This window comes from Ferruginibacter paludis (assembly GCF_030409685.1).
GTDB classification, from domain to species: Bacteria; Bacteroidota; Bacteroidia; order Chitinophagales; family Chitinophagaceae; genus Ferruginibacter; species Ferruginibacter paludis.
The window spans coordinates 306,770-319,254 of sequence record NZ_JAUFQJ010000024.1; the positions used below are offsets into that span (position 1 = coordinate 306,770).

At 41.6% G+C, this 12,485-nt stretch carries 16 protein-coding genes; 15 read left to right on the forward strand and 1 reads right to left on the reverse strand.

The genetic code is table 11. From position 1 onward, the window contains the following. The first annotated feature begins 175 nt into the window (after nucleotides 1–175). Complete coding sequence (locus QWZ08_RS25735; protein ID WP_290340576.1) at nucleotides 176–3,781, forward strand: efflux RND transporter permease subunit; 3,606 nt, start codon at nucleotides 176–178, stop codon at nucleotides 3,779–3,781. 329 nt (nucleotides 3,782–4,110) lie between these two features. After that, nucleotides 4,111–4,641: an NADPH-dependent FMN reductase gene (locus QWZ08_RS25740; RefSeq protein WP_290340577.1), complete on the forward strand. Its 531-nt coding sequence runs from the start codon at nucleotides 4,111–4,113 to the stop codon at nucleotides 4,639–4,641. Here the strand turns inward: QWZ08_RS25740 and QWZ08_RS25745 are convergent. After that, complete coding sequence (locus QWZ08_RS25745) at nucleotides 4,638–5,615, reverse strand: GlxA family transcriptional regulator (protein ID WP_290340578.1); 978 nt, start codon at nucleotides 5,613–5,615, stop codon at nucleotides 4,638–4,640. The genes QWZ08_RS25740 and QWZ08_RS25745 overlap by 4 nt on opposite strands. Nucleotides 5,616–5,777: 162 nt before the next feature. Here QWZ08_RS25745 and QWZ08_RS25750 point away from each other — a divergent pair, with 162 nt between their 5' ends. The 13 genes from QWZ08_RS25750 to QWZ08_RS25805 all read left to right on the forward strand — a co-directional run bounded on the left by QWZ08_RS25750 (nucleotide 5,778) and on the right by QWZ08_RS25805 (nucleotide 12,448). Further along, nucleotides 5,778–6,218: an SRPBCC family protein gene (locus QWZ08_RS25750; RefSeq protein WP_290340579.1), complete on the forward strand. Its 441-nt coding sequence runs from the start codon at nucleotides 5,778–5,780 to the stop codon at nucleotides 6,216–6,218. Between the two features lie 41 nt (nucleotides 6,219–6,259). Continuing rightward, entirely contained in the window at nucleotides 6,260–6,652 is a 393-nt protein-coding gene (locus QWZ08_RS25755) for an iron chaperone (protein WP_290340580.1), read from the forward strand. A gap of 141 nt (nucleotides 6,653–6,793) precedes the next feature. Continuing rightward, a complete protein-coding gene (locus tag QWZ08_RS25760; protein ID WP_290340581.1) occupies nucleotides 6,794–7,015 on the forward strand; it encodes a hypothetical protein in 222 nt (73 codons plus the stop codon). A 36-nt stretch (nucleotides 7,016–7,051) separates the two neighbouring features. Beyond that, entirely contained in the window at nucleotides 7,052–7,471 is a 420-nt protein-coding gene (locus tag QWZ08_RS25765) for a VOC family protein (protein WP_290340582.1), read from the forward strand. 24 nt (nucleotides 7,472–7,495) lie between these two features. Continuing rightward, nucleotides 7,496–7,882: a DoxX family protein gene (locus tag QWZ08_RS25770; RefSeq protein WP_290340583.1), complete on the forward strand. Its 387-nt coding sequence runs from the start codon at nucleotides 7,496–7,498 to the stop codon at nucleotides 7,880–7,882. A gap of 11 nt (nucleotides 7,883–7,893) precedes the next feature. After that, the gene (locus tag QWZ08_RS25775; protein ID WP_290340584.1) at nucleotides 7,894–8,025 is read left to right on the forward strand and encodes a DUF4287 domain-containing protein; all 132 of its coding nucleotides are present in this window, start codon (nucleotides 7,894–7,896) and stop codon (nucleotides 8,023–8,025) included. Beyond that, nucleotides 8,022–8,096, forward strand: a complete 75-nt coding sequence (locus QWZ08_RS28290; protein ID WP_353960515.1) for a hypothetical protein — start codon at nucleotides 8,022–8,024, stop codon at nucleotides 8,094–8,096. The genes QWZ08_RS25775 and QWZ08_RS28290 overlap by 4 nt, the downstream gene beginning before the upstream one ends. Before the next feature lie 184 nt (nucleotides 8,097–8,280). Next, the gene (locus QWZ08_RS25780; RefSeq protein WP_290340585.1) at nucleotides 8,281–8,706 is read left to right on the forward strand and encodes a hypothetical protein; all 426 of its coding nucleotides are present in this window, start codon (nucleotides 8,281–8,283) and stop codon (nucleotides 8,704–8,706) included. Between the two features lie 76 nt (nucleotides 8,707–8,782). Then, a complete protein-coding gene (locus QWZ08_RS25785) occupies nucleotides 8,783–9,580 on the forward strand; it encodes a TIGR00266 family protein (protein ID WP_435387625.1) in 798 nt (265 codons plus the stop codon). Nucleotides 9,581–9,690: 110 nt separating this feature from the next. Then, on the forward strand, nucleotides 9,691–10,026 hold the full coding sequence (locus tag QWZ08_RS25790; RefSeq protein WP_290340586.1) for an ArsR/SmtB family transcription factor: 336 nt from the start codon (nucleotides 9,691–9,693) through the stop codon (nucleotides 10,024–10,026). An 18-nt stretch (nucleotides 10,027–10,044) separates the two neighbouring features. Then, nucleotides 10,045–10,893, forward strand: a complete 849-nt coding sequence (locus QWZ08_RS25795) for an arsenite methyltransferase (protein WP_290340587.1) — start codon at nucleotides 10,045–10,047, stop codon at nucleotides 10,891–10,893. A 22-nt stretch (nucleotides 10,894–10,915) separates the two neighbouring features. Beyond that, nucleotides 10,916–11,992, forward strand: a complete 1,077-nt coding sequence (gene arsB, locus QWZ08_RS25800; RefSeq protein ID WP_290340588.1) for an ACR3 family arsenite efflux transporter — start codon at nucleotides 10,916–10,918, stop codon at nucleotides 11,990–11,992. Nucleotides 11,993–12,022: 30 nt separating this feature from the next. Continuing rightward, nucleotides 12,023–12,448, forward strand: coding sequence for an arsenate reductase ArsC (locus QWZ08_RS25805; RefSeq protein WP_290340589.1), 426 nt, complete (start codon nucleotides 12,023–12,025; stop codon nucleotides 12,446–12,448). Nucleotides 12,449–12,485 lie beyond the last annotated feature (37 nt).

The following is a 12,485-nucleotide window of genomic DNA, read 5'->3' on the forward strand; positions in this document are numbered from 1 at the left end:
CATTCAATTGGAAGGCGTTCCACAATGGTTTGTTGTACAAGGGCGTGACACAACGATGATGACATGAAATACTGAAGCCCGGACAGACAAATTCATAAAAGTAACATCAGGAACAAGACACATAAAACACAATCGCACCGACTCTTTTTGGAGATATGGCGTAAAACTAATTTGTATGAGTTCAATAGAAAAAATTAAAAACAAGTTTAAAGAATTTAAACCAACCTCCTGGAGTATCGGCAACAAAACCACCATCTACCTGGTAATGTTGTTTGTATCGCTGATGGGAATTTACCAGTTTATTACTTTACCGAAAGAACAGTTTCCGGATATTGTGATACCGACTATTTATGTACAAACAATTTATGTAGGTAACTCGCCAAAGGATATAGAAAACCTGGTTACAAGGCCCCTTGAAAAACAGATAAAGGGTATTACCGGTGCCAAGATCAAAAAATTTACCAGTACGTCACAACAGGATTATTCTGCCATAGTTGTAGAGTTTGATACAGATGTTAAAACCGACGTGGCGCTGCAAAAAGTAAAGGACGCCATGGATAAGGCCAAGCAGGATTTGCCAACAGATCTTACCCAGGTGCCTACGGCTTTGGAAGTAAACCTGAGCGACGTACCGATTATGTATGTAAACATGAGTGGCGATTATGACATGACCCGGCTGAAAAAATTTGCAGACGATTTGAAAGATAAACTGGAAGATGTACCGCAGATAAACCGCATTGATATTGTGGGCGCACCTGAAAGAGAATTTCAGATTAACGTAGATAACTACCGCATGCAAACCGCTGGTGTAACCTTTGATGATATTGCCAATGCTGTATCAAGAGAAAACATGGATATCTCCGGGGGCTTGCTGGACGTGGGTTCTATGAAACGAAACCTGCAGCTGAAAGGCCAGTTTAAAACCAAGTATGATATTGAAGCCGTGCTGGTACGCAATACAGGCGGTGCTCCTATTTATTTAAAAGATATCGCTGTTATAAAAGACACCACCAAGGATGCGGAAAGTTTCGCACGGCTGGATGGCAAAAATGTGGTGACGCTTAACATCATTAAACGTAGTGGTGAAAACCTGATTGAAACAAGTGACGCCATAAAAAAAGCGGTGGCAGAAGCCAAAGGCGTTTTATACCCGGAAGATTTAAAAGCAGTGATAACCGGCGACCAGAGTATTAAAACCCGAAGCTCCTTTAATGACCTGGTAACTTCCATCATTATTGGTTTTATTTTAGTGTTGATTGTGCTGATGTTTTTTATGGGTGTTACCAATGCCTTCTTTGTGGCATTGTCTGTACCATTGAGCATGTTCCTGGCATTTGTATTTTTACCAGGTGCGGATCTCATCGTAGGCACCCATGTTACACTCAACTTTATCGTGCTGTTTGCGCTATTATTTGGCCTCGGTATTATTGTGGATGACGCCATTGTTGTAATAGAAAATACCCACCGCATATTTGTACAGGGCGCAGGAAGAATGACAATTAATACCTCAGCCAAAAGGGCTGCAGGCGAGGTCTTCATACCGGTATTAGCTGGTACGCTCACAACGCTGGCGCCTTTCTTTCCACTGCTGTTCTGGCCTGGAATTATTGGCCGCTTTATGGTGTATTTACCAACCATGCTCATCTTTACTTTAGCGGCATCACTGGTAGTTGCGTTTATAATGAATCCAGTTTTTGCAGTAGACTTTATGAACCACCCCGAAGGTGAAGCCAAAGAACCAAAATCAGCCATCTTTAAAAAACCTGCTTTTTGGATTGCCGTAGCAGCCGGTGTTTTACTGGATGTTACGGGGTTTACCTTCCTGGGCAACCTGCTCATTTTCTTTATGCTGCTGGTGGTATTAAATAAATATTTTCTTACAGATGCCATTCATTATTTTCAAAACCATGCATTACCATGGATCATGGGGCATTACGAAAATTTATTACGCTGGGCATTAAAGGGCTGGCGGCCGGTTCATCTTTTATTAGGTACCGTCGGGTTGTTAATAATTTCAGTAATTGTATTTGTATTATCAATACAAAGCGGTCGTGTAGGAATCGCCTTTTTTCCTAAGGCAGATCCAAACCAGATTTTTGTGTACCTGAAATTGCCCGTAGGTACCAGTGTAGAGTATACCGATTCGGTGACCCATCTGCTCGAAAAAAGAGTGAATAAAGTGTTGGGCGTAGATCCCGAAACCAACAAACAAAATCCCATTGTTGAGAGTGTCATCAGCAACGTGGCCATTGGCGCAGGCGACCCTTCCAGCGGCGACAGGAGCACACGAAGCGAACTGGGACGTATACAGGTATCATTTGTAGAATACGAAAAAAGACATGGTAAATCAACCAAACCCTATCTTGACGAGATACGGGCTGAAATGAAAGGCATACCTGGCGCTGAAATAAGTGTTGACCAGGAAAGCAGTGGTCCGCCTACCGATCCACCGATAAACATTGAAGTATCCAGCGAAGATTTTGATGGTTTGGTAAAGACAGCTGTTAATCTTAAAAATTATTTAGACTCTATACAAGTGCCCGGTGTAGAGGAATTGAAAATGGATGTTGATTTAAACAATCCTGAAATAACATTGACTGTTGACAGGGAGCGTGCATTGATACAAGGAGTGTCTTCGGCCCAGATTGGCCAGGCAATCCGTACCGGTTTATTTGGCCGTGAAATATCAAAAATTAAAGAAGGAAAAGACGAATATAAAATTCAGTTGCGCAACAATGAACTGCAGCGAAAGGATTTAAGCAACCTCTTAAATATGCGTGTGTCTTTCCGCGACATGGCCGTTGGAGGAGCTGTAAAAAATATTCCCATCAGTGCACTCGTTAAAATAGAACCCACCAGTACTTTTGGCAGTATCAAACGTAAAAATCAAAAACGTGTCATTACTTTGCGCAGCAATGTGCTTACTACAAAAGGATACAATGCCACTTCTGTAAATGCCATTATTACCAACTACATTAATGCCTTTAAAGGAAAAGCAGACGGTGTTACAATTAAACAAACCGGTGAAGGCGAACAACAGGCAGAAACAGGTGCCTTTCTTTCAAGAGCCCTGGCTTATGCATTAGGGTTGATTTTACTGGTACTGGTAATACAATTTAACAGTGTCAGCAAACCGATTATCATTCTTACCGAAATTATTTTTAGTGTAATAGGTGTGCTCCTTGGCTTCGCCATAACTGGTATGGAAGTGTCTGTTTTAATGACCGGTTTGGGTATCGTAGGTCTTGCCGGTATCGTGGTAAAAAATGGTATTTTGGTAATAGAGTTTGCAGATGAGTTAAGAGGTCGTGGCATGAAAACAAGAGAAGCTGTGATACAAGCCGGTAAAACACGCATCATCCCGGTATTGTTAACCGCCCTCGCAGCCATCCTTGCTTTTATCCCGATTGCAGTAGGTTTCAACATTAACTTTGTCACGTTGTTTTCCGAATTAAATCCGCACATTTATTTTGGTGGCGATAACGTGGCATTCTGGAAACCATTGAGCTGGACGATCATCTTTGGTTTGGCATTCGCCTTCTTTATGACCCTGGTAATTGTACCCGCGATGTACCTGATTGCTGAAAGATTAAAACGTCCGATGCGCAATATGTTCGGCGGTAAATGGATCAGCTTTATGGGCATACCGCCATTGATATTTTTATTTATGCCGCTGATGATTATCACTGCCTTCCGGCACAACAGGGATGTAAGGCGCAGAAAAAGAAGATTACAAAATGATACCGCCTCCAGCAAAACCTGGAACGGAAGCTGGTTATAAATTAGAAGTTGTTTACAAAAATGCCGCCTGCGAATGGCGGCATTTTTTATGCATTCAATTTGGGACCGTGAACATTCATTTTTCCATGTGCTGTTGTTCCTGCTATCCGTTGCAAGCCCTCCCTAACCGCTGGCCGGGTTTACAACCGTCGCCAGGGTTACTCCGGCCTTTCGTCTCCTATCCGGCAGCCATTGGGCAGTTGATTATGGCCGGGCTTTTTGAGATTTTTTGTTAAGGTTCAACAAGCAGGCATTTAACACACAGATTTTATTGAGTAAAATTATTTCATAGTAATTTGCAGTCGACATCGCATTTCAAAATATAACAGCATGAATATTGCAGCCATTTCAGGGAGCTTAAAGTCAGCATCCACCAACATAAATATCCTGAAAGCCATTGCAGCATTGGCCCCGGAGCATGTACACATTGCGATGGTAGCAGGACTGGAAAAACTACCTCACTTTAGTCCGGATATAGAAACAGGCGATGAACTTGTAAATGATTTTCGTAAACGAATCGGCAAGGCGGATGGCGTTATTTTTTCAACGCCGGAATATGCATTTGGAATACCCGGCTCATTAAAAAATGCATTGGATTGGTTGGTATCATCCGGTGAGCTCAATGAAAAACCAATTGCAGCAATCAGTGCTTCTCCGCTCTATTCAGGTGGTGATAAAGCACTCGCTTCTTTACTGTTAACCCTTACCGCATTGGGCACCAGGTTCGATGCACAATCTTCTATAAGTATTGGCAACATCAAAAATAAAATGAGCCCCGACGGCACCATAACAGATGTGGCAACTATCCAAGCGCTGCAATCCCTTTTAACTAATTTAATGGAGAGAATAAGCAAGCCTTAATTTACCGCCGGCTTGTTGTATTTATTACGGTATTCAATTGGCGTAAGCCCGGTAATTTTTTTAAAAACGGTTCTGAAGGCCTTGGTGTCGGTATAACCCACGTCATACATTACCTGGTTAATGTTCTTCAGACTGCTTTCAAATTTTCTTTTGGCTGCTTCAATCTTCACCCGCTGAATATATTCTACCACTGTATTATTCGTGGCTTTTTTAAACCTGCGTTCAAAGCTTCTTCTTCCAACGGCTACCATGTCCGCCAGCTCATCCACCGTAATTTTTTCCTGGTAATTATTTTCTATAAATTCCTGTGTGGTTATAATCTCCACATCTTCATGTTCCTTCTGTCCCTGGAACATCATAAAGGATGACTGGCTGTCGCGGTCAATATCTATTGCGAAATATTTGGAGGCCAGTATCGCTGTATTCCGGTCGGTATATTTTTCAACCAGGTACAACAGCAGGTTCCAGTAAGAGGTGGCACCACCGCTTGAATAAATGCCCTGCTCCTCTGTAATAATGCTGCCATCCACCAGCTCAACTTCGGGAAACATGGTTCTGAAATCGTTGGTCATGTTCCAGTGGGTTGAACATTTTTTTCCATTCAGCAAACCGGTAGCAGCCAGCAAAAAAGCACCCACGCAAAGCGAAGCCACTTCCGATCCGTTGTTATATTGCTCCACAATCCACGGCAGCAAACCCTTGTTCAATTCAATGGCTTTTTCCATATCACCACTTACCGCCGGAATAAAAATCAGGTCGGTCTTTTTTACATCTTTTAGCAATGCATCGGTGTGTACTGAAAACACGCAGTTGTCTAATTTAATTTCCTTTGAAAGTCCGACCAATTGTACATTAAATAATGGTTCTTTACCGGCCACCTGCAGAAACTGATTCACCGCTTTAAACATGTAATGAGGATCGGCTACGGCCTCAATAACGGCGGTTTCCGGAACCAGTATGGATACATTTTTCATGCAACAAATATAGGTAGCTTATTTGTCGTAATCAACCCCTTCTAATGTCGTTTTTACACTTGAATTTTAAATTGCAGAATTGCATCTTTGTATTGTAAAAAATTCAAACACTCTTTTCACCAGCAGGCTTTGTAAAGGAGCCGGCAATTAAAATCACACAATATGCAACAGACCGATTCAACAACAGCAGAAAAAATTATCATCACCGTAGAAACTACAATTGATGCACCAATAGAAAAAACATGGGAATGTTTCACAGCTCCTGAGCACATCGTTAAATGGTGTCAAGCCTCCGATGACTGGCATGCGCCAAAGGCTACTAACGATCTACGCACCGGTGGTAAATTTTTAACCCGCATGGAAGCAAAAGATGGATCGATGGGTTTTGATTTTGAAGGCGTCTACACCAATGTTCAGCAATACCAAACCATTGAATATGGAATTGCAGACGGCAGAACTGTAAAAGTTGATTTTGTAAAAGAAGGCGACAAATGCAAAGTGATTGAAAGCTTTGAAGCAGAAACAACCAATTCGCCCGAGATGCAAAAGGGAGGCTGGCAGGCCATACTCGATAACTTTAAAAACTATATAGAAAGCATTTAATTTCAGGATCTATTTTTCATTATTATAAATAAAAAGCCATCATGAAAATCGCTGCAACAAACATCGACAATTACATTTTAAACCAGCCGGCAAGTGCACAGGCAAGTCTTGAAAAGCTGCGCCAGACCATTAAAGCTGTTGCACCTGACGCTGAAGAAATGATCAGTTATGGAATGCCTTCATTTAAATACCATGGCATGCTGGTTGGGTTTGCTGCAGCAAAAGAACACTATGGATTTTATCCCTGGAACTCAACAACGGTAGAAGAATTTAAAGAAGACCTGAAGCCTTTTGGTACTTCAAAGGGTGCCATCCGCTTTCCTGCCGACAAGCCGCTTCCGGTTGCGTTGATAAAAAAAATAGTAAAAGCGAGGATGAAAGAAAACCTGGAGAAAGAAAAAAGTAAAAGCATCAAAAAGACAAAATCAAATTGATAAAGTTATTCCCGGATGCAAAGTTTTACAGGTCGAAAAGATAAAATACCCGTTCCCCACCCCTCATAAATCTGGCACGGGCAAGCCTTTGGTGATCAGGGTAACCTGCGGCGAAATTGCAGATGAGTTAAACGCAAAGATATGATAGAGGTTTTCAGCACCAACATTCATTGTCCTGAAAAGGCAAGCAGACTAATTGAAGAAATCCATCAAACTTTCACTGGCTATAAGGCAAATTTCGACCTTTCAGATGGCGACAAAATATTAAGAGTGGTTTATGGTACGCAGCAATTCGAAGCTCTTCATTTTAAAAATTGGCTTACAACCAAAGGTTGCACAGCTGAAATTTTACCTGACTTTTAAAAGCTGCCGGATAATTTTTACGGTAAATAAAATACTATGTCAAACATCAACCCTTACTTAACCTTTGGTGGTAATTGCCGCGAAGCCATGAGTTTTTATAAAGATGTGCTGGGCGGCGAATTAAAAATACAAACAATCGGAGAATCGCCCATGGCGGATAAAATGCCACCGGATATGAAGGATTATATTTTACATGCACAGCTTTCTAACGGTTCGTTGTTGCTGATGGGTTCTGACATGGTAAGCGAGCAGGGTTTACATAAAGGCAATGCGGTATCCCTGATGTTAGCATGCGAAAGCGAAGCCGCCATAAAAGATTGTTATAAAAAACTTTCCGCAGAAGGACAGGCTTCCCATCCATTGGAAGATACATTCTGGGGCTCAGTCTTCGGTGATCTTACAGATAAATACGGCAACCATTGGTTGCTCAATTTCGATAAGCATCAAACACATTAATTTTCAATCTAAAAACAACACAACATGAAATCTGCAAAAATTATTTTCTGGGTAAGTACAACGTTAATCTTTCTGTTTGAGGGCGTAATGCCGGCATTGACTTCGCAAACAGAAATGGCAAAAGAAGGCATACGGCATTTAGGTTACCCAGATTATTTTGGCGTGATGCTTACCGTATTTAAAGTATTGGGTGCATTGGCATTGATTATTCCGCAAGTACCTGCACGGGTTAAAGAGTGGGCTTATGCCGGATTTACTTTTGATTTTTTAAGCGCCTTTTTCAGTAACTGGGCTGTGGACGGTTTAAAAGGCGCTACATTTTTTCCGTTGATTGTGCTGGCTGTTTTAATCGTTTCCTATATAAATTACCACAAAATAAACGACAGCAAAGTAAAATCGCTCAGCTTATAAATTTCAAGCTCATGTCATTCCAGGCTCACATTGATAATATCAAAGCAAAAACAGGTAAACCGTCTGTGGATTTTAAGCAGCTTGCTGAGATAGAGAGACTTACTGAAGAAGGCGTAAAAGCTAGCGAAATTGTAAAAGGTTGAAAGACAATTTTGATTTAGGGCATGGGTACGCAATGGCAATCTACGCCACTTTCGAAGGAAAAACCGCTTAATAGTTCACTAATAATTCCACGACAAAATGAAATTTAGAACACCCCTTTTCCAGGCAGGCAAAACGGGCCGCCGGCATTGTCGTTCCGGAAGCAATTGTTGAGCAATTGGGCGCTGGCAAAAAGCAATGCAGACGTTAGGGCGATAACAGTGGCGGCAATTAATCATTTTCATAAAAATTTTAAAATGGAAATTTTTGTTATAGAAGAAGATATCAACTTACTGTGTCAGCAGGCAGATTCCTTCCCGCGGGGTGTTTTGAAGGCATATAAAATATTACACAATGAATTGCCTGACACTGATAGAAGAAAATTTGCAGGTATTTCATATCCTGGTAAAAATGGTGCTATTATTTATAAGGCTGCTGCCGAGGCTATGTATGACAATGAAGCTGAGCAAACAGGCTTTGAACCTTTCACCATAAAAAAGGGAAATTATATCAGTGAATTTATTGCTGATTTTTGTGACGATACCGCTGCAATTGGCAACGCATTTAAAACCCTGCTTGCATACCCGGGTATTGATCCGAATGGCTATTGTCTTGAAATGTATACCTGTGATAAAGACGTCCGTTGTATGGTTCCCCTGACTGCTTCAAGTGTAGCCAAATAAAAATTACAGCAGGTAAAATAAGCTGATGATAAACATGCAATATTTATTCAGCTCTGTATCTTTATAAAAAAATTATATGATTTCAAATCACGAAATTGACTACAAAATTTTTGGCGAGGAATTACAGTTTGTTGAAATTGAACTGGACCCGAACGAAACCGCTATTGCTGAAAGTGGTGCATTTATGATGATGGAAAACGGCATAGAAATGCAAACGATATTTGGCGATGGCAGTCAGCAGCAGGATAATAGTTTGCTCGGTAAATTATTCAGTGCCGGCAAGCGTTTACTTGTAGGTGAAAGTTTATTCATGACTGCTTTTACCAATGTTGGCCAGGGAAAAAAGAAAGTAAGTTTTGCTGCACCTTATACAGGTAAAATTGTAGTGTTTGACCTCAAGGAATTAGGCGGAAAAATTATCGCACAGAAAGATGCATTCCTGTGCGCAGCAAAAGGCGTTAGCATTGGTATCGAATTTCAGAAAAGGCTTGGCACCGGTATTTTTGGCGGTGAAGGTTTTATCATGGAAAAGCTCGAAGGCGATGGACTGGCCTTTGCACATGCAGGCGGTTACGTAATAGAAAAAACATTGGCGCCCGGCGAAATACTAAAAGTGGATACCGGCTGCGCAGTGGCCTACACGCCGGGAATTGATTTCGATATTGAATTTATCCGCGGTATTAAAAACTGGATGTTCGGCGGCGAAGGTTTATATTTTGCCCTTATGACAGGACCCGGAAAAGTATGGTTACAATCCTTACCTATCAGCAGGCTGGCAGGCAGAATTATACGGTACGCACCACAAATGGGTGGCAGAAAAGAAGAAGGCAGCATTTTAGGCGGCCTCGGCAATTTGCTGGATGGAAGAGAATAAAAAATAAATTTTTTCTACGCAGAGCCTCACTGCAAAGTGAGGCTTTTTATTTTTTTATTTGGAAATTAAATTTATTTAATCGTATATTTGCGATATAAGATTAATAAATTATGGCTATTCATAAAAAAGAAGCATTTACACAAAGGGAACAGGACCTGGCAGCTTTTGCAAAAGCGCTGGCCCATCCTGCCCGCATTGCCATTTTAAAAGTGCTGGCCCAACGCAACGAGTGTATTTGCGGTGAGATTGTTGAGATATTACCCCTGGCGCAATCTACCGTTTCGCAGCATTTAAAGGAATTAAAAAATGCAGGCCTCATCAATGGAAGCGTTGATGGTCCACGCAGCTGCTATTGTATCAACTGGAAAGCGTTTGAAAAATTCAACCAGGAATTCAGCTGGCTGTTCACCAACCTGAAAATTAAAAACGAAAAATCATGTTGTTAACTTTTAAAAATAAATGATATGCAAACAGAAAATGAATTAAAAGAACTGGTAAGGCAGAAATACAGCGAAATCGCCTTACAGGATAAAGCCACCAATCAATCCAGTTGCTGCGGTGCCGGTGGTTGCAGTACCGAAGTGTACAATATAATGAGCGATGACTATACCACGCTGGAAGGCTACAACCCTGATGCAGACTTAGGTCTGGGCTGTGGTCTCCCTACCGAATTTGCCAAAATAAAAGAAGGTGATACGGTAATTGATCTCGGTAGTGGTGCAGGCAACGATTGCTTTATAGCAAGAAGACAGACCGGCGAAAAAGGAAAAGTAATCGGTATAGATTTTACAACTGCCATGATTGATAAGGCAAGAGCAAACGCTGAAAAAATCGGCTTTCACAATGTAGAGTTCCGGCAGGGTGATATTGAAAAAATGCCGGTTACATCAGGCATTGCAGATGTGGTGGTGAGCAATTGTGTGTTGAACCTGGTGCCTAACAAAGAAGCCGTGATCAAAGAAATTTTCAGGGTACTGAAACCCGGCGGTCACTTCTCCATTTCAGATATTGTACTGGAAGGCGGGTTGCCTGCTAAATGGAAAGAAGTAGCTGAATTGTATTCAGGCTGTGTTTCAGGAGCCATACAAAAACAGGTTTATCTTGACTTAATTAAAACTGCCGGTTTTACAAATATTACCCTACAAAAAGCTAAACCAATCGTTATACCGGATGATATTTTAAGCAATCATTTTAGTGCTGAAGAAATCAGCGAATACAAAACTGGTGGGGCAAGACTGACAAGTGTTACGGTGTATGCAGAAAAGCCTGTTACAGAAAAAGCAGCTTGTTGCGAGCCGGGTTGCTGCAATTAATTAATGATCATCAACACAAAATATGCCCTCAAATAATTGTGCTCCGGCAAGTGAAAGAAAACAACTGGGCTTTTTAGACCGGTATCTTACAGGCTGGATATTTATAGCCATGGCTGCGGGTGTAGCCATTGGCTATTTCTTTCCGTCATCATCCAAATTCATTAATTCCTTTTCCACCGGCACTACCAATATTCCATTGGCCATCGGGTTGATACTGATGATGTACCCGCCCTTTACCAAAGTAAGGTATGATCAGCTGCACGCAGTTTTTAAAAACACAAAAGTATTGGGCGCTTCCTTGTTGTTGAATTGGGTGATTGGCCCCCTACTAATGTTTTTCCTGGCCATTATTTTTTTGCATGGCTATCCTGCATATATGGTCGGACTAATACTCATCGGGCTTGCACGTTGCATTGCCATGGTAATTGTATGGAACGAGCTGGCAGAAGGCAGCAGGGAATACGCCGCAGGGTTGGTGGCACTGAACAGTATTTTTCAGGTTCTGTTGTACAGCGTTTATGCCTATGTTTTTATCACCATTCTGCCACCGTTGTTTGGCATTACCGGCTCTGTTGTTGACATCAGTATCGGGCAAATTGCAACAAGCGTTGGCATCTACCTTGGCATTCCTTTCGCAGCCGGTTTTCTAACACGTTATTTTCTTTTAAAAACAAAAGGAGCTGACTGGTATCAAAATAAATTTATTCCTTTTGTTTCTCCCATTACACTCATTGCCTTGTTGTTTACCATCGTTGTAATGTTTAGTTTAAAAGGCGAACTGATTGTTCAGATACCGCTGGATGTTATCAGGATAGCGATTCCGCTGGTGATTTATTTTGCCATCATGTTTGTCATTAGCTTTTTCATTGGCAAAAAAATGGGGGCTGATTATTCCACCAATGCTTCGATCGCATTCACAGCCGCAGGCAACAATTTTGAACTGGCGATTGCTGTAGCGATAGGCGTATTTGGTATCAACAGCGGGCAGGCGTTTGCGGGTGTTATCGGCCCGCTGGTTGAAGTACCCGCTTTAATCACACTGGTAAATGTGGCGTTCTGGTTCAGAAAGCGATACTATTTAAAATCAGCCATTCAATAAATTAACTCAACAACACAAATCATTTTAGTGATGACAAATTCTTGTACCGGAGGCAATCAAGCGGAGCCGAAGAAACTGCTTTTTGTTTGCATCGAAAACAGCAACCGCTCGCAAATGAGCCAGGCCTTTGCAAAGATTATTGGAGGTGATAAAGTAGAGGCTTACAGTGCAGGCAGTAAACCAAGTGGCATTGTAAACCCTAAAGCCATTGCGGCCATGAAAGAACTGGGCTACGATTTAAGTACACACGACAGTAAAAGCCTGGATGAAGTAAAAGCCTTTGCGCCCTTTGATGCTGTGGTGACAATGGGCTGCGGCGATGCCTGTCCGTGGATGCCCGCCAAACAATTTATCGATTGGCAAATACCCGATCCTAAACACATGGAACCGGCACAGTTTAACGAAGTAAGGGATTTTATAAAAGGAAAAGTGAAGGAACTGATAGATAGTTTGTGAAAAACAAAACGGCTGACTCAAAAGAAGAGTCAGCCGT

Coding starts and splice junctions, on each gene's coding strand:
- QWZ08_RS25785 (WP_435387625.1), top strand. CDS start 8,783: ATGATTTCAAATCACGAAATTGACTACAAAATTTTTGGCGAGGAATTA.
- QWZ08_RS25775 (WP_290340584.1), top strand. CDS start 7,894: ATGTCATTCCAGGCTCACATTGATAATATCAAAGCAAAAACAGGTAAA.
- QWZ08_RS25760 (WP_290340581.1), top strand. CDS start 6,794: ATGATAGAGGTTTTCAGCACCAACATTCATTGTCCTGAAAAGGCAAGC.
- QWZ08_RS25735 (WP_290340576.1), top strand. CDS start 176: ATGAGTTCAATAGAAAAAATTAAAAACAAGTTTAAAGAATTTAAACCA.
- QWZ08_RS25740 (WP_290340577.1), top strand. CDS start 4,111: ATGAATATTGCAGCCATTTCAGGGAGCTTAAAGTCAGCATCCACCAAC.
- QWZ08_RS25755 (WP_290340580.1), top strand. CDS start 6,260: ATGAAAATCGCTGCAACAAACATCGACAATTACATTTTAAACCAGCCG.
- QWZ08_RS25765 (WP_290340582.1), top strand. CDS start 7,052: ATGTCAAACATCAACCCTTACTTAACCTTTGGTGGTAATTGCCGCGAA.
- QWZ08_RS25770 (WP_290340583.1), top strand. CDS start 7,496: ATGAAATCTGCAAAAATTATTTTCTGGGTAAGTACAACGTTAATCTTT.
- QWZ08_RS25745 (WP_290340578.1), bottom strand. CDS start 5,615: ATGAAAAATGTATCCATACTGGTTCCGGAAACCGCCGTTATTGAGGCC.
- arsB (WP_290340588.1), top strand. CDS start 10,916: ATGCCCTCAAATAATTGTGCTCCGGCAAGTGAAAGAAAACAACTGGGC.
- QWZ08_RS25795 (WP_290340587.1), top strand. CDS start 10,045: ATGCAAACAGAAAATGAATTAAAAGAACTGGTAAGGCAGAAATACAGC.
- QWZ08_RS25750 (WP_290340579.1), top strand. CDS start 5,778: ATGCAACAGACCGATTCAACAACAGCAGAAAAAATTATCATCACCGTA.
- QWZ08_RS25790 (WP_290340586.1), top strand. CDS start 9,691: ATGGCTATTCATAAAAAAGAAGCATTTACACAAAGGGAACAGGACCTG.
- QWZ08_RS25805 (WP_290340589.1), top strand. CDS start 12,023: ATGACAAATTCTTGTACCGGAGGCAATCAAGCGGAGCCGAAGAAACTG.
- QWZ08_RS25780 (WP_290340585.1), top strand. CDS start 8,281: ATGGAAATTTTTGTTATAGAAGAAGATATCAACTTACTGTGTCAGCAG.